Source organism: Mesoplasma tabanidae (genome assembly GCF_002804025.1).
GTDB lineage: Bacteria > Bacillota_I > Bacilli_A > Mycoplasmatales > Mycoplasmataceae > Mesoplasma > Mesoplasma tabanidae.
Genome location: NZ_CP024969.1, coordinates 104,768 through 129,359, shown reverse-complemented (window position 1 = coordinate 129,359; position 24,592 = coordinate 104,768). Strand labels below are relative to the sequence as shown.

Here is a 24,592-nt window from a genome sequence, read left to right as displayed (position 1 = left end):
TATATAAAAAGGATTGAATTATGAATAATTATGAAATAAATAAAAATGAATTTTATAAATTGATCAAACAAGGTTACAAAGTTATAGATGTTCGTAGCGTTGGTGAAGACAAAATGACTGGATTGAGTTATTCTGATTCATATAACATTCCATATCCAGGAGTTATAAGAAAAGCTAAAGAACTATTTCCTAATAAAAATGAAAAATTAATTATAGTTTGCAACTATGGTTCAAGAAGTGGATTAACAGCAAAAACTTATAGACAAATGGGCTATCCTAATGTTTATGTATTATATGGTGGATTATATGATTTAAAATAAAAAAGCAGGTAACTCTACCTGCTTGTTTTTTTACTTAATGGGGCGCCGAACGGGAATTGAACCCGCGAATGTCAGAGCCACAACCTGATGTGTTAACCACTTCACCACCGGCGCCATAAAAGATAACGTTCTTATTATCTTAAAATTACATTGATTTGTCAATTGAAAATCTACTTTTTAATAAATATTTGGTAAACCTCATTTTTTGATTTATTAATCTTTGCTCCAACAATATCACAAGCTTGTTTTAACTTGTATCCTTGCTTTATTTCTTCTTCAACTAATAAAATTATTTCTTTGTTATTAACTGAACCTATTTGATTTTTTTGTGAATCTATAACAACTACAAATTCTCCCTTTAAAACAAAGTCTTTGCTTTGAACAAATTCATTAACTTCGTTAATTTTACCTTGAATAAATTGTTCATTTAACTTTGTTAATTCTCTTGCAATAAGAATACTTTGATCTTGGTTCAGAATTTGAGTCACTTTTAAAACCGTGTCTTTAATTCTGTGAACAGACTCATAAAAACTAATTATTGATTTTGAATTTTTACTTAAAATTTCTTTAAGCTCATCAGATTTTGTTTTATCACTTTTATTTTCTAAAAAACCATGAAAGTAATTTTCTTTAGCTGTATATCCACTTGCAACAATTGCATGAATATAAGCAGGACCAACATTAATACTGGTAACATTACAATCATATACTTTTAAAATTTCCTTAATAAAGTTTGCTCCTGGATCACTTATAGCAGGGCAACCAGCATCACTGATTATTGCAACATTATTTTGATTTTCTAAAACTTTCACTATTTCATTTATTCTTTCTGCTTCATTGTATTTATGAAGCGAAATTAGTTTTTTATTTATATTATATTTTTTTAAAAAAGTTTGGCTTGTTCTGGTATCTTCGCAGCAAATAACTTCAACTTTTTTAAGTGTATCAATTGCTCTAAAACTTATATCTTCCAAATTCCCAATTGGTGTCCCAATTAAATAAATGGTTGGTTTGTTATTTTTAAATGTTGATTGATTTCTCATAACTCTCCTTAAAATAAAATTACCCATAAGGGTAATTATTAATTAACTTTTTTGATTTCGATTGAGTAAGGCGCGTTGATATCTTTAACTTCTACAGATTCTCCAACTTTTTTACCCAAAATTGCTTTAGCAATAGGTGATTCATTTGAAATTAAACCCTTAAATGGATCTGCTTCAACAGCTCCAACAATTTTAACTTCTCTTTCTTGTTTAGTGTTTAACATGATAAATTGAACTTTTGAACCAATTTTAATAGCGCCATCAGTTGTAGAAGAATCTTCAATTAATTTAGCTTTGCTAATCATTGTTTCAAGTTCTTTAATTCTTGCTTCAACTTCCGCTTGACGATTACGCGCAGCATCATAATCAGCATTTTCGCTTAAATCTCCTTGATTACGTGCTTCTACTAATTCTTCAATTACTTCTGGACGAACTACTTCTAATAAGTGTTTCAATTCTTGTTTTAATTCCTCAATACCTTCTTGAGTTAAGATGATTTCTTTTGCCATGTTTTTCTCCTAATTCATTAACTTTTTAATTATATAATAATTGTTATAAAAATTGTATTTATTTTTTGCTCTTTAAATATACATTTAAGTTGTCTAAAGCTTTTTTGTTTTTTAAAATTTTAAATAATTCTTCTTGATTTGCTTGTTCAATTTCACTTATAGTATTATATTTTTTAAACAAGTCTTGAATTCTTTTTTTTCCAAGCCCTTCGATTTGTTCTAGCTCTGATTTTAAAAATGAGTTATTTTGTTTTTTTCTAAATCCCGATTTTGCATACTCATCAACTCTAATTTGAATACTACTTAACCAGTTGAATAACTTTGGTTGGTCTTTTATCTTGGTTTCCTCTTCGTTAGTATCAATTAAAAATGAAGTATTATGATGTTCATCTTTAACTAAACCAATTATTTGTATTTCTGATAAACCTAACGCATTTATGATTTCTTTTGCAGCATGAACTTGAATAATTCCACCATCCATAATTATTAAGTCAGGTAGCATTCTTTTTTCTAACAATGCTTTTTGAAATCTTCTATATAGCATTTCTTTCATTCTGTCATAATCAGATGTAAATTTACTTTCAATATTATATTTTCTAAATTCATTTCTTGCGGATCTTCCATTTATATAAACTACACAACTTCCAATAATAAACTCATTTCCTATGTTTGAAATGTCAAACATTTCAAGTCTATAAGGTTCTTTATTTAATTTTGCTTTTTTTTGTAATTCTATTAATAGTTCACTTTCATTACCAATATTTGTTGTTGAAGAAATTCTTGATTTTCTTATAGCCTCTTGAGCATTATCTACAGCAATTTTGTAAATGATTTTTTCTTCATCTTTTATTGGATGAGTTGTTATTGACTTATATTTTTCATTTAAATCAAACAACTCAATATCATTATCAACAATTATTTTGTTTGGCAGAATATTTTTTTCATAAATTTGAGTCATAAATGAATCTAATAAATCTGTTATATCTTGTTCAAAATAAAGTTGAACATGCTCATCTTTAAAAAGCAATTTACCCGCTCTATAGAATAATGTTACTATTGCTATTTTTTCTTCATCAATAAAATAACTTACGACATCAACATCAGTTTGACTTTTAAACTCAACATTTTGTTTTGTTGTTGTGAAGTCTAATCCAATAATTTGTTCTTTGATTCTTTGTGCTTCTTCAAATTGTAAATTTTCTGCAGCTTTTTGCATTTGATTAGTAAGTATTTTTTTAACCTCATTGATGTTTCCTTTAAAAAAATTGTCCACTCGTTTGATTTGTTCTTGATAGTATTCTCTATCAACTTCTCTAAAACATGCACCACTACATTGCCCTATAAAATAGTGCAAGCATGGTTTACCCAAACTGCCTTTACATCTTCTTAAAGGAAATAGTCTTTGTAGTGTTATTAAAGTTTCTCTAGCGTTTGAACCTATTGGTAATGGGCCAAAACTCCTTAATGCTTTTTTATCTAATTTTCTTACATACTTATATGTTGGATTTTTTTCGTTAGTAATAATAATGTACGGATAAGCTTTGTCATCATTTAATAAAACATTGTACTTTGGTCTATATTTTTTAATTAAATTTTCTTCTAATAAAAGTGATTCTTTTTCATTTGAAACTACAAAATATTCAAGATCCACAATTTCTCTAACTAATCTGGTTGTTTTTAAATTTTGAACTCTATCAAAGTAAGAAGAAACTCTTTTTTTTAAATTTTTTGCTTTACCAACATAAATAACATGTTTATCTTTATTTAAGTATAAATAGCATCCTGGTTTATTTGGTAAATTATTAACTTTATTTTTTAATTCCATTTGCTTATCCTTTCTATTATTTTAGAAAAATAAAACCCTAAAATAAAGGGTTTTACTTCTTAACTAATACATCTCTTGGTCTTGAACCATTTTTTGGGCCTACAATCCCTTCATCTTCTAATTGATTTAAAATGTTTGTTGCTCTTGCATCAGCTATTCTAAATTTACCCTTAATTGAAGATGAAGATGCGTCTTGTTTTTCGATAACAAATTGCTTAACTTGTGAATATAACTCATCGGTTGAACCAATTGTATTTAAATTATCTTGATCAAATTGATCAGAGTACATTGCTTGTTGTTGAGCAATTGTAAATTCTACTATTTCTTCTATTTCTTCGTCACTTAAATAAGCGCCTTGAGCTCTCATTAAATCTCCACCGCCTGGTGGCATAAATAGCATGTCTCCTCTACCCAATAGGTTTTCAGCACCTGTTGAGTCTAAAATAGTTCTTGAATCAATTCCTGTTGTTACAGCAAAAGCAATTCTTGTTGGAATGTTAGTTTTAATTGTACCCGTAATAACATCTGTTGATGGTCTTTGAGTGGCTACAATTAAATGAATACCAGCAGCACGAGCCATTTGAGTAATTCTCATAATTGATTCTTCAACTTGTTTTCTGTCACCAGTCATCATTAAGTCAGCAAGTTCATCAATGATAATAACTTGGAATGGCATTTTTTTAGAACCCGTCACTTTTCTATTATATCCATCAATATTTCTAACGCCTAAGCTCATAAATAGTTCATAACGTCTTTCCATTTCAGCAACAACCATTTTTAATGCATTAGCTGCTTGTTTCATATCTGAAATAACTGGTGCTAACATGTGTGGAACTCTTGAATAAACTGAAAGTTCAACTTTTTTAGGGTCAATCATTAAGAATTTAACTTCATTTGGTTTTGCTCTTAACAGAATTGAACAAATTAATGCATTAATCATAACTGACTTACCACTCCCTGTTGAACCAGCAACAAGTAAGTGAGGCATTTTATTTAATTGAGCCGTTAAAGGTTCTCCTAAAACATTTTTACCCAAAACAAAGAGCAATTTTTCAACTTCTTGTTCTTTTGGTATTGATTCAATAATTTCTCTCATTGAAACCATTTCTGAACTTGCATTTGCTAATTCAATACCTATTAAATTTTTACCAGGTATTGGAGCTTCTAATCGCATGTTTTGAGTTGCCAATGCTAATTTCAAATCATTTTCCAGATTTGTTATGCTATTAACTTTCACACCTGGCTCTGCTTGAATTTCAAACTTCATAACACTTGGTCCAATAATTGAATTAATAACTTTTGCTTTAACACCAAATTGTTTAAAAGTTTCATTGATTGCTAAAGCTTTAAGAGCGGCATTTTCTTTATTTGCTCTTTCTTTGTTATAGTCTTTTTCCATAACAGCTAAAACATCAACTGGAGGTAGTTTGTAATTTTTATTAATTACAATTTTTGGTTCTTCAGGTATTGGTTCTTCAACAATGGGTGTTGAAATGATTTGCTCTTGCATAATTGAATTTGCAAAAATTTCAACATTTTTTTCAACAATAACTTCTTTAATATTTACAACTTCTTTTTCTGCTAAATTATATTTTTCTTCATATTTGTTTAGAGCATTAAGTGCTTCCAAAGTTTCACTTTTTTGTTCAGTTTCTTTTTCCTCGTATATAGCATCAAAGAAAGTATCATCTCCATCAATAGTTACTTCATTGATTTCTTCAATAATTAAAGTTTCATCTTTTACTTTTATATCTTCTGCTTTAAAAAAATTATCACTATTTTGAGTAATAGGTCTTAATCCAGGGTTTTTAACAATACTGTCAACTTGATTGTTTTCTAAAACTCTTCTTGAAACAAAACGGGGTCTATGTGGATCCATTGCAATTTCTTCAATAGCTGCATTCAATTTGCTTTCACTTGGCATATTTTTTTCAATGTAACTTCCATCTAAAACCTCTTCTGGTAATGAACATTCTAATTGTCGCTCTTGCTGAATTTTGTCCAATAATTCTTTATCTTCTTTTTTTACATAAGATGGCATTTGAATTGTTAAATCACTAGTTTTAATTTCTTGTTCTTCATCAAACTCCATATTCCCAAAAACATTAATTGAGTCTCAACCATTTTTTTCAATTTTCTGTTCTGTTGAAACTTCATTTTTAACTTCTCGCTGTTTTTTAATATTTGGATTTCTTTTTGATTTTAAAGTTAAAATTCTTAAAGCTTTTCCTTTACGTTTTGCTTTTGGTTTAAATAAGAAAATTGGATCACCTGTAAATATTCACATACCATTTATAAACATTAGCAATGCTAATAATAAATATGAACCAACAATTGATAAGTATGAAGTAATACCAACCATTAAAGTTCCAGTAATTCCACCACCACTATATAAGTTAAAATATCCATCAGCACCAGTTTTTAAGAAGTAGTCAATCACTTCTTTATAATATTGTCCAGAAAATATAGAGTGATTCAATCATTCTTTTGCATAAACGCTAAACATTTGTGCAAAAAAGTCAGCTTGCCAAAGTTTATTTAAACTTTCATTTTTTGAAGCGATAATTTGGGTAAATAATATTAATGAAATTAGTCAACACAATAATATAAATGATGACATAGACATAAATAAAAATCTTTTTTTAAACTTAAATCTAATACCTGAAAAAATACACAAATCTACAATAAATAAAATAATGTAAATAAAGTATTTAAATCAACCAAATAAGAAATTAAAGAAAATATCATCAAAAAATTGACCTATTACAGTAATTCTTCCCAATGAAAAAACTGTAATAAACAATATAACTAAACCTGTTACCATTCATGATATAGAGTCATTTCTTCTTTTTTGTTTTGTTGTTACAAAAGCAGCTGTTTTTTCTTCATTTCATTCATAATTAGCTAAAAACTTTTCTTCTTTATTTTTTTCCATGTTATCACCCTTTGCAATATTATAATTATACCAATTTTGCAATAATTAGTGTTATTTTAAATTTTAGTAAACCTAACAAAATATCTATATTTTTTTATACTTACAAAATGTTTTTTAGTGTTTCATCTATGAACTCAAGAATATCATTTTCAACTTCATTTCGTTTTTCATCAAATATAATTTCGTGTCTTTGTTTTTTATAAAGTTTTACTTCAACTTCTAAATTACTTTTTTTAAATTCTTTATATGTTTTTAAAACCATTTTTCCATAGTTTCCTACTGGATCATCTTCTCCTGAAATTAAAAAGATAGGAATGTTTGTTTTAATTTTTTTAATATTTAATTTTTTTTGATTATAAAGTAGCCCTGAAAACATGTCTTTAAAAGCTAATGATGTAAAAACTTGACCTGTTAATGGATCAGAAAGAAATTGATCTTTGCTTATTGAATCGTTTGATAACCACTCAACTCCACTAGAACTTTTAGAGTTAAATTTTTTATTAAGTGGTTTATAACTCAATTTTCAAATTAATTCATCTGGTTTTTCATTTTTTATAAACTTACTTCTAATTGAAGCTATACATATTGAAATAAGTAAAACTATCTTATTATGTCATGCAGTTCCACTGATTATAAATCCTTTTACGCTATTTGGATAATCAATCATATATGTTCTAACCATAAAACTGCCCATTGAATGACCTAGCATTATTATTGGTAATTCCAAGTATTCTTGCTTAATGAAATTATTAACTTGCTTTAAATCTGACACAATTTTATTTCAACCATTTGTTTTTGAAAAATAACCCAATGGCTGATTATTTAATTTTGCAGTTTTTCCATGACCTCTATGATCATTACCAACTACAATAATTCCATTATCATTCATCTTTTTTGCAAATTCTTCATAACGCAAGGTATGTTCGCAACTTCCATGTACAAGTTGAATAATTGCTTTCGGATTTTTAACTTCATCTCAAATATAAACATTTAGTTTTTTATTATCCAAAGATTTAATTTGTTTTTCTTTCATAGCTTCTCCTTTTTTATATTTTACACCCAAAATATAAAAACAAAAAAGAATGCTTTTGCATTCTTAATTTATTATTGTCTAGGTGTTACTGTAACTTCTCCGTCAGATTTAGGGTCATAAACGTAAAGTTTTTTGTATTCCTCAACATCATTTATTGATCCTTTTTCAAATTGAGCTTGAGCTGCTAAGAAAGCTTCTTTATCTCAAAGTGATTCAATCATTTTTACACCAAATAATCTTAAGTTTGAACTACCAGCAATATATGAAGATCTAGTAAATGGATCTAAATATGATAACTGAATAGTCTTCATTGGCGTTTTATTATATAGTGGTGTTGTTAAAGCAACATCATAAAGTGCATAAGTTTCAGCCTTTGATAAAGTTTTTAGTCTTTCTGTGAAATCTCCTTGCCCTTTTGCTGTTTCAACTATACCTGTATATTTAGTAATTGATTGGTTCATGTCAGCATAAGCAGCTTCGTACTGTTTAAATGAGTCTTTTATTTTTAGTTTAGGTTCGTTAGTATTTTCTTTTTTTAATGCTTCACCTTTTGCGCTAGAGTCAATTTCAAGAACATTATCAATTTTAGTATAAACACCGTATTCTCCACCTCAAATTAAAGTATGTAAAAAGTTATACGGGTCAGTGTAGTCTGGTCCTCAACCACTAACATAAATGTCGTACTCACCAATTTTTGATAAATTTAAATAGTCAGAAACATCATTAGAAGTTTTAGTTTTTAAGACTATTGGACTTGAATTACCAACAGTTGAATTGAATTGATCAACTAAATATTCAACTCTCGGATTTAAAGTTAATCTTAACCCACCATTTAAAAGCCATTCAACAGAAATTGATTCATTATCATCTTTTATAATTTTTTTTGACACAAGATCTTTTCTAACAACATCACCTAATATTTTGGCTTTTGCTTTTTCATTATTTTGGTCAATTTCTTTGCTATTTTTGCTTCTATCAACAACTGCTGTATAAGCTAAATCAGCAAATTTATTTAAATCATCTTTTAGTGATTCAATTACATTACCTTCAGAGTCCAAAAACATTCCTAAAGCCATTAAATCATTTTGATAGAAAGCATCGTTTCCATCAATTAGTGATCCAAATTGTTCGTTATAGAAATTTTCTAGTAATTTTTCATCATGCGCAACTTTTATATTTTCTTCTAATGTTTTAAGTCTTGATGCATTTGTTGATGGTTTTTCTCCTTCAACTGAAGAAACAGGCGTTTCTAACTGCGGATTTTTAACACCATACATTTCATTATAGTCAGTTCCAATATTTTGGATTGTATAATCTTCAACAGGAATACCGTTAACTTTTCCATTTTCAACAGTGTCAGTAGAATCTTTTGATTGATTAGTTGCCAATTTTGGAATTGTAAAAGTATTTCTTAATAATGTTGATGATCTAGTTTTAACATTTTTGCCTTCTCCACCATCTCAAGCTAATGATTCTTTTGTATTTTTATCATTATCTAGTTTTCCAGCTACATAAGCAGGATACTGAGTTCTTTGCATAAAGTAGTTTAAATACAATCTAACTGATTTTTGAGCTAAAGCTAATGAAGATTTAGAAATATCTTTACCATCTTTTGATAATCTACCATAATTGTAAAAAGTTGTAAATGTATATTGGCTTGGAACTGTTGATGTTGCATGCGTTCCCTCAAATGCAAATTTTTGTTCTTCAGAGTTATAATCATCACCAACATATTTCTTTCATCCACTAGCGTCATTTGGAGAAATTGCTACTTCTGAAGCATCTCCACCTTCGAATCAAAGTCTATTTGAATCAACTGATTGACTTCTAGTTAGAGTAAAAATTAATTTTTCAATATATGTTCTATCTGCTTGATAGTAGTTTGGATTTTTTAATAACACTGTATTTGAAGATGCTTTATATGATTTAACATAATAAGCACCTGAAAATCACATTTCATTAAGACTTGGTTGATATCTTTTTGAAAAATTGTATCATGATCTGTTTTGAGAATCTTTATAACTAACTGCATAGTCAGGAATTGGTTTTAATGACCCATATCCAGCAGCTGATGTAAAGAATGAAGTTGATGCGTTTTCTAAAGTATATCTAATATTGTATATTTGTTCAGTTCTTGTTCCAGTAGTTCCTTTTGATGAACTAGCTGTTCCCAATCCTTCTTTTGAAAGAGAAATAGCCATCATTCCACCTTCTTGAGAACTTTTAGAAATTAATTCTTGGAATTTAGTTTCACCTTGATATTGTTTAATTTCAGCAATTAATTCATCAAATTCAGGTGTTGGGTCGTATTTACCATTAGGTTTTTGGTTTTCATCCAAAATTGGATTAATTTTAGCAGCAGCTAACTTATTAATTCTGTCTTGACCTTTTTCAGTTGCTGTTCAAAGGTTAACTAACATAACAATAATGTCAAAATTTCTTGTTGAAATATATTCAGAACCAATGTTTTGTTCACCACCCTGAGCTGTTGTTCTACCAAAGTTTTTTCCTTCAAGAACAGTAGCATCATATTCTGATATTGTTGATAGAATTCCTTCTAAAGCAGTTCCATTTTTAAATAATCCATTTGTTGGAGCTGCTCCATCAGCTGAAGCATTAGGATTAAATGTAAATCTAAATGCATTATAAAAATCCATTGTTGAAACATCTTTTGTATATTGTATTCCGCCATTTTTTACAGCTGTTCATTTTGGAATCCCAGTTTTTCTTCCATCATCAGATGTTTTTTCTTCATCTCTTAAGTGAAAGTAGTACTCGTTTCCCTCTTTATTATGTCCTCATCAATCAGCCATTTGACCTTCAATCTCACCATGAGCATTTGGAGTTAGTAATCCATCATATAAGTTTTCCAATATAATGGCATCTGAATTTTGCATAGTTGATCCAGGTGATCAAGTATTAAGAGCAGCACTCATGAAACCCTTATATTCCTTTGTATTTACTTTTCTTGCCATTAATTTCTTTGCAGACATACCACATGAAACTAAAGTTGATCCTGCTGTTGTAACTAAAGTAGCAGCAGCTATTATACTAAGTAATTTTTTCATAATTATGCTCCTTTCTCGATTTTTTTAGATTTTCTTTTATCAGATTTGATTTCAGCAACTTCTCTTTCATTTGCTAAAATAAAGTGACCTTTTTGAACTTCTCTTCATTTTGGTGAATCTGTAATGTAATCAAAATGTTGTTCTTCGGGTTTGTACTTAATGCTTTTTTTCTTTTTCTCTAAATCAGGATCTGGTAAAGGTACAGCAGATAATAATGATTTAGTATAAGGATGTAATGGGTTATTAAATAATTCATCAGCATCAGCTAATTCAACAATATCTCCTCGATAAATAACTGCAATTCTATTTGCAATAAATCTAACAACACTTAAGTCGTGAGCAATGAAAATATATGTTAAATCAAATTCAAATTGGAACTTAGCTAATAAGTTAATAACTTGTGCTCTAATCGAAACATCAAGTGCTGAAATAGGTTCATCACAAACAACAAATGATGGTTTCATAACAAGTGCTCTAGCAATACCAATACGTTGACGTTGACCACCTGAGAATTCATGTGGGTAACGTGATAAATGTTCAGGTAACATACCAACAGTAGTTAATAATTGCAATATTAAAAATTGCTTCACTTTTGAATATCTAATGTTATTTAATGTTATTTTTCCTGCTTTATCAGGATTATTAAAATTAAATCAGTCAATATAAGTTTGAGCTGTTTGTTCATTTTTATATAGTTCAGGAAAGTTATCTAAACCTTCTGCGATAATTTCTTCAACAGGCATTCTATCATTTAATGAAGAAGCTGGGTCTTGAAAAATCATTTGCATTTGTTTTTTTAATTCATGTCTTTCTGAAGCTGTTGGCAATGTATATTTTGGTGATTTTTCTAAAGTTTTTTGAATGTTTTCAAAAGACATTAATTCTTTAATTAATTCCAACTCAGCAATTTTTGATTCATCATCTACAGTTGCAATTTTTTCATCAATTCATTTTAATCATTCTTTTTTATCACTACCATTTGAAACAATAGCAGAACTTAATTTTTGAGCTTGTTTTAAATCAGAAATCATTGGTGAAACTAACTTATGTTCTGCTATTAAAACTTCTAATAATTTACCTAATTCAAAGAAGAATCTTTTTACTGATTTATATTTACCATTTCTAACATCATTTCTAACTTTTTCAATTTCTTGAATTGTTAAATACATCTTAGATTCAGATTTTCTAATTTTAATAGTTAATTTATTTGTTCTTGAGTGCAATTCATTAACTTTTTTTAATAACTCTGGATTAATTATTCCATCTTCTTTTAACATTTTTAAAAATGCTAAAGATTTATCTTGAAGTTTGTATAACTTTAAAATTCTCTTAATAATTTCTTTAACTGCATCCTCAACTAATTTTAATTTTGGATCTTTTGATTTTGAAACCAATTTATGGTCTTTTAAATCCAAACCTTCTTCAATTTTTCTAATCTTATTATCAGAATACTCAACAGTTTCTTTTGATTTTAAATCATAGTATTTTCCTTCAATATATTTGAAGTAAACACGTTTGTAGTCTTCTGAATAGATTTCTAAAGCTTTAGTAATAGCAGTTTGATTAAGTTTCATTACTTTAATATGGTGTTCCATTTTTTCATTCATCTTAATTAAATTAGGAGTTTTACCAAAAGCTAATGTATCTTGAAAGTAAACAGTTCCATCATTAATTGGTTCAATTCCCATTAAGGCTTTACCAATAGTAGATTTACCTGATCCAGATTCACCTACTAATCCAAAAGTTTCTCCTTTATGAATATCAAAAGAAACTTCTTTAACAGCAGAAACCTTATTTTTTCCGTGTCCGTATTCGATTAAAAGGTCACGTACTTTTATGATTGAATCTTTAGCCATACTATTCACCTACCTTTGCTTCGCTTACAGCTTCTTTTAAGTTATTTAACATTTTAGGTTTTTCAATTTTTGGTGCTCTAGGGTCTAATAACCAAGTTCTAGCACCATGAGTTTTACTAATTTCAAACATTGGTGGGTTATATTCAAAATCAATTGCTAAAGCAAATTTATTTCTTGGTGCAAATGCATCACCTTTGATTTTGTTAAATAAACTTGGAGGTGTACCTGTAATAGCAAATAATTCTTCACCTTTTGTACCTAATTGAGGTAATGAAGATAATAACGCTCAAGTATACGGATGTCTTGCATCAAAGAAAATATCTTTGACTGTTCCATATTCAATAATTTGTCCAGCATATAATACTGCAACACGATCAGCAACATTCGCAACTACTCCTAAATCATGAGTAATGAAAATTACAGTTAAATTAAATTCTTTTTTAAGTTCTTTAATTAACTCTAGAATTTGAGCTTGAATAGTAACATCAAGTGCTGTTGTTGGTTCGTCACAAATTAAAACTTTTGGTTTACATGCTAATGCAATAGCTATAACGATACGTTGTCTCATACCACCAGAATATTTACCTGGAATATCATGATAACGTTTTTCAGCATTTGGAATACCTACTTTATTCATTAATTCAATAGCTTGTTGTTTTGCAGCATGTCTTGAAACTTTGTTATGTAATCTGATTGCTTCTGAAATTTGAAAACCAACACTTAGTAATGGGTTCAAAGAAGTCATAGGATCTTGGAAAATTGTAGCAATTGTTCCACCTCTAACTTGTTTTAATTTTTTAGTAGCTTCTCTTTTATTTAATCAAGTTGGAGTTGTTTGAAATTTTCATGCAGCTAATAAAGTATTAACTTCATGCTCCTCAACAATTTCAGCTTTTTTCAATTTTTCTAAAACGTTTTTTAAGTTTAATTCGAATTCTGTTAAGAATTCTTGTTCTGCAAGAATTCTTAAACCAGCAAGAATTTGTCTTCCTTTCATTAAAGAAAGGTTTCTTTTCTTGCTTGATATCTCTTTCATAGTTGGAGTTAAACGTAAAACTGTTCTTTTTCTTAGTCTTGAGAATGTTGAAAGTTCATAATAAGCATCATGAATAATTTCACTTTCTTCTTTTATCTTTGCTAATATATCATCTGTGTCTACACCTTTAACCCCTAAACGAGCATTAAGTGCTGCTAAACGAATTTTTGCATTATTAATTGTTTTGTAATTACTTTTTTTAATTTTTCTTCTTGTGTCTGAAGTTAATGAACCTTTATGGTAGTTAACTAAGTTTACATCTTCTTTAATAGCTGTTTCAGAATCATTTTTTGATTCCTCAGTTGGAAAGTACATAATTGTTCCATTTGAAATATAACCATTACTTTCTAACATATTAGTTAATGTTTTAGTTAAAACAGATTTACCTGATCCAGATTCACCAACTATAGCAACTGTTTCTCCATCATAAATATCAAAAGAAACATTTCTAATAGCTGTTAACATTTTCCCACGAACGTTGAATTTAACAACAACATCTTGAAGAGAAATAATTTTATCTTTATTTGTAGCCATAAGTTGGTCTCCTATCTATGATTTTTCGGATCTAATGAATCAGCAAATACTCTAGCCGCTAAGAAGAATACAACTGAAACTATCATAATAACTGCCATTGGAGCAATTAATAAGTTTGGATAAATTTGTCATTTAGTTTCATTCATAACTTGATTTAATATTTGTCCTAAAGAAGTTTGTCCTGCTGGAATGAAGTCAAATGCCAAGTAAGCAAGTGATGCTTCAATTGAAATAGCAGTTGGAATTGCAAATGCAGCTGTTTGAACAATAACTGGTAAAATTTTAGGCATAATATTTTTATTTATAATTCTGTATGAACTTGATCCTAAACTAATTGATGCGGTATTATAGTCAGTATTTTTAACTAACATAATTTGTACTCTTACCATTTGAGCAATACCAACTCATGCTTGAAGTGATATAGCAAAAACAATAACTCAGTAACCTTTACTATTAAATAAAAAAACCATTAACAGTAATAAAATAAATTGAGGAACTATTGTAATAATACTTGCAACTTGAATGAAGATTAAATCTGATTTTCTAAAATAACCTCAAATTGAACCTAATATAACTCCAACCGCAACTTGAATAGTTGCAATTAAGAAAGCAAATAATAAAGTTGTTCTTGTTCCTGCTCAAACTCTAGCAAATAAATCTTCACCATTCATCCCAATACCAAATATATGTTCTCATGAAGGCAATGCAGGATCTCCAATAGTACTTGAAGTATTTTTATAGTTCATTACTTCTGGAACTATAAATGCTAAAAGTAAAATAGTTATTAATACTAAAATAGAAATCATGAAAGTAGGAGATGTAACTAATAGTTTACCTACAGATTTTCAATAACTATATGGCTTTGAATTTAGTCTTTCACTTTCGCTAGTTTGTTCTTCGACTACTTCAAACATTTTGTCATCAATTTCTTCAAAATTAACTTTGTTTTCACGTTCAAATTTTTCTTTATCGATGTTTGTCATATTTTCCCCTTCTTTCTATCTACCACTCAATTTAACTCTAGGGTCCATTAAAACCATAAATAAGTCAGAAACTAGTGTTGCTGCAATTTTTACTAATGATGCAAATGTAATAAATCCTAAAATAACAAATGAGTCACGGTTGTTAACCCCGTTAATAATTAGTTGTGACATACCTGGTATGTTTCACTGAGTTTCAGTTAAAATTGAAGCTCCAAATAATGTAAATGCTAAGTCTAATGGTAATTCACGTAAAATTCTTACTCCAGCATTTCTGAAAATGTGGATATAAAATACTTTTGATTCACCTAATCCTTTTGCATAAGCAAATTTTGTATAATCTGCTGTCATTTCATCAACTACATAACGTCTAGTTAAAATAATTGTTGTTGGTGCCATTAATATTACCAAGGCAACAACTGGTCAAAATCTTGTTCAGAATGATCCTGAACTAAAGATTGAAGAATGACCAAAAACTAAAATTGAAATTAAATAAATTGCTATAACAATAACTAATGAAGGCACAGCTAATAAGAATGTAGCTGTTCCATTGATGGCTCCATCTGTTACTTTTCCTTTTCTTTTTGCTGCTTCAATACCTAGAGGAATACCAATTAAGTAAGAAATTAAAACTGCAACACTTCCAATACCAAATGAATACGGAATTGCACTTGCGAATAAACTTGTTACCTCTGTTGAACCAGGCATACCCATTGAACTTGATTTAACAACTCCTAAGTATACTCAAACAGTTTTGTATGATGCATTAATTTTTATTGCATCAATTAATTCTTGAGATCCTGTTTTTAGTAATCCATCAACTTGTCCACCAGTATATAAAACTGTATTAATAATAATTTGAGCTTCTGATAGTTGAGAAGCTTCTGGGAATTCAACTGATTGACCAACTAAAATATGTTTTGGAATAAAAGGAATAATGTTTTTAAAATATCTTAATAATCTTTCTATAGCATTACCACTAACTCCAAATAATTCTAATCTTGTTTGCAAAAATGCATCATATTTTGGCCCTGATGTTCCAATACCCATTTTTCCTAATTCAGAAACATCTGGTAAGTATGATGAATCTGGTGTTACAAAGTTAACTAAAAAGAAAACGATTGCAATACTTACAATTAATGTTAATAGTCCATAAACAATACGCTTAAAAGAGTATCCAATAAGTGGATGCCTTCTAAAATATTTTGATGCCTCTTCTTTTAATTCTTCAAATCTATATGAAACAGTTCTTCAGAATGTAGGCTGTGCATAAATTAACTCTTCATTTAGGTCTAAATCTAACGCATCTAAGTTAAAGTTTTTTAAAGTGCTTTTGTTTTTTGATTTAATCATGGTTATAACCTCCTTATTTATAATATTTTTTAATATGATAAACTAAAAGAGTGTATAAGTCAATTAAAAAGGAGCAAATATGGCAAAAAATGAATTAAAAAATTTAAAAAACTTAAGAAAAGAAGGTTTAGATCAACACTATAAAGATATCAACAAGGAATTAAATGATGATCTAAAGGCAGCTCAAAATTATACTAAAATGAAAACTTTTAGAGAGAATAAAAAGTTTAATTGAATTAGTTGAGTATCAATTTTGATAATTACATTGTTTGGTATTGGATTAAGTTTTGCCCTTGGTTATGCATTTAAGAACGTTGCTAGCTTTGCTCCAAATTTGACAAGTAAAAATAGACTTCTTGAAGCAACAGCATTTGTTGCTACAGCGTATTTATTTATTGAAATTTTAACTATTTTTATTATTAACTACATAAGAAATAAAAAAGCAATTAAATATTTTAATGACAAAAGGTTGAGATACCAAAAAACATATACCAAAGAAGAAGCGGTTTTAATTCGATGAAGAAACACAATTGTCTTTTGCTTATTGCCTTTCTTAATATTTGTTATAACAATGTATACAGTTTAATAACAAAAAAGGATCAATTAATTTGATGAATATATTTTTGCAAGTATACAAAATGTTTTTTTATTAATAATAGGTCATTTCATTCGTGAAATGACTTTTTGCTTGCTTTAAGTAGTTATATGCCGGTGGATTTTTTGATTTAATTCTAATTCTGATGAAGTTATAATAATTAATGTAATTTTGAATGATTTCTTTGATTCTGTTAAAGTCTTTTTGTTTAAGTACTTCTGGTTCTTCAGTTTTTAGCTGTGAAAAAAATGTTTCACAAGCTGCGTTATCAAGTGATAAACCTGGATTTGATAATGAAATGATCAAGTTATTATCTTTAGCAAATCTTTGAGCTTAAATTGATGTATATTGGTATCCGTTATCAGAATGAATAATTTTAACTTTAGATGAATCATGAAATTTTTCTGCACTCTTTCAAGTATCTTTATATATTTTATTATCATTTATTTTTGAAACAGTATGCCCAACTATAAAACCAGAAGCAACATCTTTTAAAACGCTTAAATAAACATAACCTTTATTGCAAGGAATGTATGAACATCTGTAACTCATAGTTCATCTTGTTTATAATCATTTCATTTTCTATTAACAATATTTTTAAATTTTCGATTCATGTTTTTATTTTCTTTTGGTTTCTTAATAAATTTTTTTATTCTAAGATTTGAATATAAGTTTAAAAGTTTCATGTATCTATAAACTTTAGAACAGCTAACTTTAATTCCTTTATTTTCTAATACTATTTGAATTCTTGGGTATCCATATCTTGCGTTATTTTGTTTAAAAATACTTTCAACTTCATAGGCAAATGTTTTATCAAATTTAATTTGATACTCCGGCATTCCTTTTTTAAGTCATAAATAATATGTTCTTCTTGTGATTTTTAAAATTTCACAAATTTGATAAATTTTGTATTTATTTTTTAATTTATAAGTTAATTTACATTTATTAAATATTATTTCTTTTTTTGAGATTCTCTCATCAACTCATCAAACTTTTTTCAGATATCTCGCTCCATATTTGCTTGCTTAAGTTGTTTTTTTAACATAGCTATTTCTCTATCTTTTGGATCAAGAGATCTAGATGAAGGTTTCGCTTTGCCTTTTTGCTTAACATTCATTTTTCCAGTTTGACTTTCCAACGCAGATAGTCCGTATATTTCATAATCAAGGCATCATTTTCTAATTGCTGAATAAGATACATTGTATTTTTTTGAAAACTGTGAAAAAGTCATTTCTTTTTCAAAATGTTCTTTTACTATTATTTCTTTTTCTTGAGTTGATAAGATAATTGATTTGTTTCCTTTGATATTTGCCATAAAAAAATTCTCCTTGTATACATATTTTAATGATAAATTGTTTTTTTATCATTTTTGTATACTTAGAGAATTATATTCATCAATTAATTTGATCCTTTTTTGTTATTGTTATTGTTAGTTCTGTAGTTATTTCTATTTGAATTATTTCTTGGTTTAAAGACATAGTCTTTACCATCATATTCATTAACAATCACTAGAACAATTGGTTGTTTACCTGATTCTTGTTTTATTAATGTTCTTACTCTTGTAGCAATATCTTTTTTAACTTCATTAATATCATATTTACTTGGGTTTTCTTTAAACTGGCTTTGTCCTTGTTCTAGAAGAGATTCAATTTCTTTTTGAATTATTTTAAAAATTGGATTTTCTTCTTTAATATATAGAACACCACGCATTTGAGTATCTATCATTGAAATCAATTCTTTATTTCTAGAATCAATAGTTGCTCCAATAATCATTACACCATCAGTAGCTAAAAGTTTTCTTTCATTTAAAACTATAGCACCAACATCTCCAACTCCTGCTTGATCAACATACGAGTTACCTATGTCAACTTTTTTATCAGCAATTGAAATAGAGTTTTTTGAAATGTTAGCGATTTGACCATTGTCTAATATAATAACATTTCTTTCATTAACTCCAGCTTCAATAGCTGCCTTTTCTGCTTTTAAAGAATCTTTGAATAATGATTTAACTGGTATAAAATATTTTGGATTTAATAAACTTGTAAAAACTTTAATATCTTCATATGAAGCATGCATTGATCAAATATTTCTATCACTTAGCGCAATTAATCTAGCATCAGTTCTAGCTAATTCATCAAGGATTTGTGCATGTCTTTTTTCAACCCCTGGTGCTGGTGGTGTAGCTAAGATAATTAAATCTTTTTCTGTAAATTCTACAACTTCATCATTTCCTGTAGCTATTTTTGCTAATTTTGAATATAAAACATCTCCAGTTCCAGAAATAATTAGAAGACCATTTTCTGATTTCATATACTCTTCAACAGTAATAATGTCATCAGAAGCAATTTGTAGATTTTCATTAATTAAATTTGATTTTAAAATTTCTGTCATTGTTCTTCCATAAACAGCAATCTTGCGATTATTTTCTTTTGCTGCCATGCAGATTTCACCTAATTTAAAAATATCTTCTTCAAAAATACCAATAGCAATTTTTGTTTTCTTCTCTTTAAACGAAGTTGAAATAAAATTTTCAATTTTATGGTTTGGTACAGTAAAGCCACTTCTTGATGCATACTCACTATCAGCAATTAATGCAAGCACACCTTTTTTACCGATTTCACTTATATGATTAAAATCTGTTGAAAAATATGATTGTTCTTTACCATCAATAATATAATCTCCAGCATATACAATTATTCCTTCTTCAGTATGGAAAGCATAACCATATGATTGAGGCGAAGCTGATGTAGTTCTAAATACTTCAACTTTTACTTTTTCAAAATCTAAAATTTGTTTATCTTTAACAACAACAAAGTTTTGATCTTTTGTATTTTTAATACGCATTCTTGAAATTTTAATTTTACCAACTAATTGAGTTATTTCATTACAATAAACTGGAACATCCATTGTTTTTAAAATATATGGAACAGAACCCATATTATAACTTGCAGAGTTAGTTAAAAAAATTCCTTTAATTTTTTGCTTATTATTTTTTAAATAATCTAATTTTGGTGTAACTATATCTACACCCAAAATACCCTTATCTGGGTATTTAACACCGGCATCTAAAACGAAAAGATTATCATCTATGTCTAAAACAAAAAGATTTTTTCCTCTTTCATCTTGTCCACCAAGTGCCATAAATTTAATTTTTGACATTTAGTTTCTCCTTATTATTTTAATTAATATTCACTAATCGCGATTAACGTTAGATTAGATCAGTTTTGCTTTTAAATATTTTAACATAGAAAAAATAATAAAAAAATGACTGAAGTCATTTTATTAATTATTAGTATTCTTTAACTGGTTCAACATTTTCAAAAGAAATTTCAAGATTTGTATATCTACCAAACATTTCGATAAGAACAACAGCAACACCTTTTTCAAAGTCCATTGAACTTACCTCACCTTCTTCACCAGCGTTAATTCCGTCTTTAACTCTCACAAAATCACCAACTACAAATGGTGCTGTAAATAAAGGTTTTTTAGCAACTGCTACATTTTCACTTGCTACTTCAACTTCTTCAACCATAACTTCTGTTTTTGGAACTAACATTTCAACAACTTCATCAACAGTTAATGGAAATGGTTTAGCTCCACGTCCTGATGAACCAATAAATCCTGTTACTCCTGGAGTATTACGAACAACAAATCATGACTCTTCAGACATTATCATATTAATAAATAAATATCCCGGAAATAAATTTTTTTCCTTTTGTTTTCCTGTTTTAGTTAAAACTTGACCTTTAGAAATTTTGATATCAAAAACTTGATCTTCCATTTTTTCAGCTTTAATCTTATTTTTTAAGTCATTTAAAACTTTTTCTTCATGTCCTGTTTGTGAGTTAACAACAAATCATTGACCCTTTGAAGCTAAAATCTCAGCTTCTAACTTTAATAATTCTTCTTTATTCATATTTTCCCCTTTTTAATATACTTTGATTAATCTAAATAATGCTTCAATACCTAATCCGATACAGAAAAATAATATTGCAAAAAATATCATAAATAATAAAACAATTATGTATTTTTTCTTAAGGTTATCTCATCCAGATCATTTAATTTTATTTATTTCTTTAACAATTTTAATTGGCAATTCTTTTACCGCCAATTTAAAATTTTTCTTTTCTTTTTGTTTTTTAACTTTGATTGATTTTTTAGTTTGCTTAGAAATTTTTATTTTTTTATTTTTTGTTTTATTTAAACTTTCTTCTTGAAGGATATTTTCTTCTAAGATTACTTGATCTTGTTTTTTCTTTGCCATTATCTTGTTTCCTTATGTAATGTATGTTTGTTACACATTGAGCAAAATTTTTTAATTTCTAAACGCTCCTTTTGAGTTAAGTTACTTTTGTTTAACGAATAATTTCTACTTAAACAATCTTCGCATACTAAAATTATTTTTCTTGTAGATTTTGTTTTATGCATATTAACCCTCCTCAACAAAGATTTCTCTAATTAAAAAGGAGGTTGACCTCCTAATAACTATGTTTATTATACATTTATTATTTAAGTTTTCCAATATAATTGGCAACATGATAAAGAATTAAAGAAGTAGCAACATTTGCATTATAAGAATCTATTGTATTAGTTGAAGGTATAAACACATTCATATCACTATTTTTCATTATCAGATCACTAACACCTTTATGTTCATTTCCAATTACAATAGCTGTCTTATTAGCAAAATCAACTTTTCTCATATCACTAGACTCTGAATTTAAATGCGTTGAATATATTCAGAATCCATTTTTTTGTAAATCCTTTATTGCATTACTCAAATTAGTTACTTTACTAATATTCATATCATATACTGTTCCTGCTGAAGTTTTAACAACTGTAGAATTAACAAAAACTTGCTTATGATCCAAAATAACAATTTGGTCAACACCTAACAAACTCGAACTTCTTATTATTGCTCCAAAATTGTATGGATCTTGAATCTGATCTAAAATTAAAACAAGTTTTGGTTCATCATTATTCATTTCTTTCAAAGCTTCAGCAAAAGGCTTGTAGTTAAACTCTTTAACTTCAGCAACAACGCCTTGGTGATTTACTTCATCACCAACTAGACTTTCTATTTTTTTAGCATCTGTATTTATAATTTGAAAATTGTAATTGCCAATATCAATTTTAAAATTATTTGCTGTATAAACTTTTTTAATTAAATTAGGATGCTTTTTTATAAATTCATTTACTGCATGTTTACCATAAATCAAACTTAGATTATCCATTTTATAAAATTCCTTTACTTATTAATATTGCTCTTATTTCATCAGCTTTTTCAAATTCTTTTTCACTAACTGCTTTTTTTCAAGCTCAAAATATATCTTTTTCTTCTTCAGAAGCAAAAACATTCACACACATTGAAAATCCTAATGTTTTAAAAATATAATTTAAAGAATTAATTTTAGTTGATAAAGCTTTTAATTCATTTAATGAAATTAGCCTATTTATATCTTTTAGTACTTCTTCAATTAAAGTTAATACTCTAGATGTATTTAGATCATCTTGCATATGTATTTTAAATTCATCTAATATGTTGTCATCGATGTAACCAGACATTGTTATTTGTTCAGTTATTATTACTTGCTTTATTTTTTTACTTAAGTTATCTATTTTTTGAATAAATTTTTTTGCTTGCTCAATTATGTCATCTGAAATATTTAATGGTTGTTTATAATATGTTGTTAAGAATATTCATCTTAATATATCTGAACTATATTCATTTAAAAAATTTGTAAGTGTCATAACATTGCCAAGTGATTTACTCATTTTTTCACCATCAATTGTCAAATGACCATTATGCATTCAAATATTAGCCAGTTCTTTATTGTTCTTAGCTATAAATTGGATTCTTTCATTTTCATGATGCGGGAATTGCAAATCAATACCACCTAAATGTATGTCTATTGTTTCACCACTAAAATATTCATCAACTAACAAAACACATTCTGTATGTCATCCAGGTCTTCCTTTACCAAATATTGAATTAAACATTACTCCTTTATTAGTTTTTTTTCAAATACTGAAATCTAAAGGATTATTTTTTTTAATATCAACTTCTACTCTATTACCTGAAATTAAATCTTGGATTTTTTTATTAGATAATTTACCATACTCATCGGTAAATTTTTGTATATCAAAATAAACATCACCATTAACATTGTAAGCCGCATCTAAATTCACTAATTTAGAAATAAATCTATCCATTTCCAATATTCTTTCACTAATTGGTATTAACTTATTTGGCCTTCTAATATTTAATTTATTTAAATTATCTAAAAAGGCTGATAAATATTTATCAGTTATTTCTTTTTCTGTTTTATTTTCAGATAATGCTTTTTCAATTATCTTATCATCAATGTCAGTTATGTTTTGTAGAAAGTTAACTTTAACACCACTTGATTCTAAAAATCTAATTAGGGTATCCATTAAAATTATAGGCCTTGCATTACCAATATGAATATAGTCATAAATAGTAGGTCCACATGAATATATATTGATAACTTTTTTATTTATTTCTTTTTGAGTTTGAGTTAATGTATCAAATAATTTCATATAGGTCCTTTCTTATTATTTTTTAATTAATGGTCTTAAAACTGAATAAACAGTGGCTAATAAAGCTGTATTAAAAATAATTTTTACTGGTATCTGAATTACTCTTAGAGCAACCATGCTTATATATCCATCACTTGTATTTGAAGTCAATAATCCAGCGTCTCCTCATGCAGCAGTTAAAACAGTTATTATTATTTCTGTAACTATACAAATAAGGAAAATAGGTAATATTATTTCAAGTCATCTTTGTTTTTTTAATATTATAAATAAACCACACATAATGTAGCAAATTGATAATAGAATACCCATCATAATAATGAAAAGTGTTGGAATTAAATCTTTTTTAACAGCTACTCCAAAAAGTTTAACATTGCCATTTTCATCAGCTTCCAAATATTGGAGTGTATTGTACAAGAATGCAGTCGCTGCAATTATAAATAAAGTTATTATAACAACAGTGATCCACTGCTGTTTTGATTTTAATTTAAATGTAAAAGATGCCATCCCAGCTCAGAAACCAAAACCAATTGCTACAATGAAATAAGCAGGGTGAATAAATGATGGAATAAATAACATAGTTAATAATTCTGTAATTAGTCCAACAATTAAACCAATTACTGGTCCAAATATCATACCAGTTATCTTGATCATAATTCCTTCAAAAGCAACTCTAATTGGTGGAAAAACTGTAATTGGAGCTACTAACGAAATAACTACTGTTACAGAAACTGAACATGCAATCATTATTCCCATATAAGTAATATTTTTTGTATTAAAAGTAGGAGAAATGAAAAGCTCTCCTTTTCTAACTAAGTATTTTTTATATAAGAAAGAAGCAACTCCAAAAAGAGCCAAACAAGCAAAAGTTAGTAAACTAGAAGCATATGCTAGATGATTTCCAGACATTAATCAATTTAAAAAATTATCCATCATATCTCCTTTCA

The 24,592-nt window shown here is 27.6% G+C and carries 23 protein-coding genes and 1 tRNA gene; 2 read left to right on the top strand and 22 right to left on the bottom strand.

The features are described from left to right. The first annotated feature begins 20 nt into the window (after positions 1 to 20). The gene (locus MTABA_RS00555; RefSeq protein ID WP_100679281.1) at positions 21 to 320 is read left to right on the top strand and encodes a rhodanese-like domain-containing protein; all 300 of its coding nucleotides are present in this window, start codon (positions 21 to 23) and stop codon (positions 318 to 320) included. A 38-nt stretch (positions 321 to 358) separates the two neighbouring features. Here MTABA_RS00555 and MTABA_RS00550 read toward each other — a convergent pair. From MTABA_RS00550 to oppB, 11 genes are all read right to left on the bottom strand, one after another. Then, a tRNA-His gene (locus MTABA_RS00550) sits at positions 359 to 434 on the bottom strand. Positions 435 to 490: 56 nt separating this feature from the next. Then, complete coding sequence (rsmI, locus tag MTABA_RS00545) at positions 491 to 1,363, bottom strand: 16S rRNA (cytidine(1402)-2'-O)-methyltransferase (protein WP_100679280.1); 873 nt, start codon at positions 1,361 to 1,363, stop codon at positions 491 to 493. Between the two features lie 38 nt (positions 1,364 to 1,401). Continuing rightward, on the bottom strand, positions 1,402 to 1,872 hold the full coding sequence (greA, locus tag MTABA_RS00540; protein WP_100679279.1) for a transcription elongation factor GreA: 471 nt from the start codon (positions 1,870 to 1,872) through the stop codon (positions 1,402 to 1,404). Positions 1,873 to 1,930: 58 nt separating this feature from the next. After that, positions 1,931 to 3,697 carry an excinuclease ABC subunit UvrC gene (gene uvrC, locus MTABA_RS00535; RefSeq protein ID WP_100679278.1) on the bottom strand — a complete coding sequence of 589 codons (1,767 nt, stop codon included), beginning with the start codon at positions 3,695 to 3,697 and terminating at the stop codon, positions 1,931 to 1,933. Positions 3,698 to 3,749: 52 nt separating this feature from the next. Then, positions 3,750 to 6,632: a DNA translocase FtsK gene (locus tag MTABA_RS00530; RefSeq protein WP_100679277.1), complete on the bottom strand. Its 2,883-nt coding sequence runs from the start codon at positions 6,630 to 6,632 to the stop codon at positions 3,750 to 3,752. Positions 6,633 to 6,732: 100 nt separating this feature from the next. Beyond that, on the bottom strand, positions 6,733 to 7,665 hold the full coding sequence (locus MTABA_RS00525) for an alpha/beta fold hydrolase (RefSeq protein WP_100679276.1): 933 nt from the start codon (positions 7,663 to 7,665) through the stop codon (positions 6,733 to 6,735). A 71-nt stretch (positions 7,666 to 7,736) separates the two neighbouring features. Next, positions 7,737 to 10,733 (bottom strand): oligopeptide ABC transporter substrate-binding protein OppA, encoded by a 2,997-nt coding sequence (oppA, locus tag MTABA_RS00520; protein WP_100679275.1) that lies wholly within the window; start codon positions 10,731 to 10,733, stop codon positions 7,737 to 7,739. Positions 10,734 to 10,735: 2 nt separating this feature from the next. After that, positions 10,736 to 12,589 (bottom strand): ATP-binding cassette domain-containing protein, encoded by a 1,854-nt coding sequence (locus MTABA_RS03985; RefSeq protein WP_100679274.1) that lies wholly within the window; start codon positions 12,587 to 12,589, stop codon positions 10,736 to 10,738. 1 nt (position 12,590) lies between these two features. Continuing rightward, positions 12,591 to 14,159: an oligopeptide/dipeptide ABC transporter ATP-binding protein gene (locus MTABA_RS03980; protein WP_100679273.1), complete on the bottom strand. Its 1,569-nt coding sequence runs from the start codon at positions 14,157 to 14,159 to the stop codon at positions 12,591 to 12,593. Between the two features lie 11 nt (positions 14,160 to 14,170). Next, on the bottom strand, positions 14,171 to 15,142 hold the full coding sequence (gene oppC, locus MTABA_RS00505; protein ID WP_100679272.1) for an oligopeptide ABC transporter permease OppC: 972 nt from the start codon (positions 15,140 to 15,142) through the stop codon (positions 14,171 to 14,173). A gap of 15 nt (positions 15,143 to 15,157) precedes the next feature. Beyond that, positions 15,158 to 16,492, bottom strand: coding sequence for an oligopeptide ABC transporter permease OppB (gene oppB, locus MTABA_RS00500; RefSeq protein ID WP_100679271.1), 1,335 nt, complete (start codon positions 16,490 to 16,492; stop codon positions 15,158 to 15,160). A gap of 79 nt (positions 16,493 to 16,571) precedes the next feature. On the opposite strand from oppB, the gene MTABA_RS00495 reads away from it, so the two are divergent. Continuing rightward, complete coding sequence (locus tag MTABA_RS00495; RefSeq protein ID WP_100679270.1) at positions 16,572 to 17,078, top strand: hypothetical protein; 507 nt, start codon at positions 16,572 to 16,574, stop codon at positions 17,076 to 17,078. Between the two features lie 63 nt (positions 17,079 to 17,141). On the opposite strand, the gene MTABA_RS00490 is transcribed toward MTABA_RS00495, so the two are convergent. The 11 genes from MTABA_RS00490 to MTABA_RS00440 all read right to left on the bottom strand — a co-directional run bounded on the left by MTABA_RS00490 (position 17,142) and on the right by MTABA_RS00440 (position 24,578). Next, positions 17,142 to 17,393 (bottom strand): IS3 family transposase, encoded by a 252-nt coding sequence (locus MTABA_RS00490; RefSeq protein WP_100679269.1) that lies wholly within the window; start codon positions 17,391 to 17,393, stop codon positions 17,142 to 17,144. Between the two features lie 27 nt (positions 17,394 to 17,420). Next, positions 17,421 to 17,639 (bottom strand): DDE-type integrase/transposase/recombinase, encoded by a 219-nt coding sequence (locus MTABA_RS00485; protein WP_100679268.1) that lies wholly within the window; start codon positions 17,637 to 17,639, stop codon positions 17,421 to 17,423. Further along, positions 17,588 to 17,926 (bottom strand): IS3 family transposase, encoded by a 339-nt coding sequence (locus MTABA_RS00480; RefSeq protein ID WP_100679267.1) that lies wholly within the window; start codon positions 17,924 to 17,926, stop codon positions 17,588 to 17,590. Before MTABA_RS00480 ends, MTABA_RS00485 begins: the two co-directional genes overlap by 52 nt. 113 nt (positions 17,927 to 18,039) lie before the next feature. Further along, positions 18,040 to 18,402: a helix-turn-helix domain-containing protein gene (locus MTABA_RS00475; protein ID WP_100679266.1), complete on the bottom strand. Its 363-nt coding sequence runs from the start codon at positions 18,400 to 18,402 to the stop codon at positions 18,040 to 18,042. 83 nt (positions 18,403 to 18,485) lie between these two features. After that, positions 18,486 to 20,246 (bottom strand): ribonuclease J, encoded by a 1,761-nt coding sequence (locus MTABA_RS00470; RefSeq protein WP_100679265.1) that lies wholly within the window; start codon positions 20,244 to 20,246, stop codon positions 18,486 to 18,488. Between the two features lie 130 nt (positions 20,247 to 20,376). Continuing rightward, positions 20,377 to 21,003: a transcription termination/antitermination protein NusG gene (nusG, locus tag MTABA_RS00465; protein ID WP_100679264.1), complete on the bottom strand. Its 627-nt coding sequence runs from the start codon at positions 21,001 to 21,003 to the stop codon at positions 20,377 to 20,379. A 12-nt stretch (positions 21,004 to 21,015) separates the two neighbouring features. Beyond that, positions 21,016 to 21,351, bottom strand: coding sequence for a preprotein translocase subunit SecE (gene secE, locus MTABA_RS00460; protein ID WP_100679263.1), 336 nt, complete (start codon positions 21,349 to 21,351; stop codon positions 21,016 to 21,018). Then, positions 21,351 to 21,515, bottom strand: a complete 165-nt coding sequence (gene rpmG / locus MTABA_RS00455) for a 50S ribosomal protein L33 (protein WP_011182986.1) — start codon at positions 21,513 to 21,515, stop codon at positions 21,351 to 21,353. The genes secE and rpmG overlap by 1 nt, the downstream gene beginning before the upstream one ends. A 77-nt stretch (positions 21,516 to 21,592) precedes the next feature. Then, positions 21,593 to 22,321 carry a 23S rRNA (guanosine(2251)-2'-O)-methyltransferase RlmB gene (rlmB, locus tag MTABA_RS00450; protein ID WP_100679262.1) on the bottom strand — a complete coding sequence of 243 codons (729 nt, stop codon included), beginning with the start codon at positions 22,319 to 22,321 and terminating at the stop codon, positions 21,593 to 21,595. 1 nt (position 22,322) lies between these two features. Further along, the gene (gene cysS, locus MTABA_RS00445) at positions 22,323 to 23,648 is read right to left on the bottom strand and encodes a cysteine--tRNA ligase (RefSeq protein ID WP_100679261.1); all 1,326 of its coding nucleotides are present in this window, start codon (positions 23,646 to 23,648) and stop codon (positions 22,323 to 22,325) included. A gap of 15 nt (positions 23,649 to 23,663) precedes the next feature. Next, positions 23,664 to 24,578 (bottom strand): ECF transporter S component, encoded by a 915-nt coding sequence (locus tag MTABA_RS00440; protein WP_244166541.1) that lies wholly within the window; start codon positions 24,576 to 24,578, stop codon positions 23,664 to 23,666. Between the last annotated feature and the right edge of the window lie 14 nt (positions 24,579 to 24,592).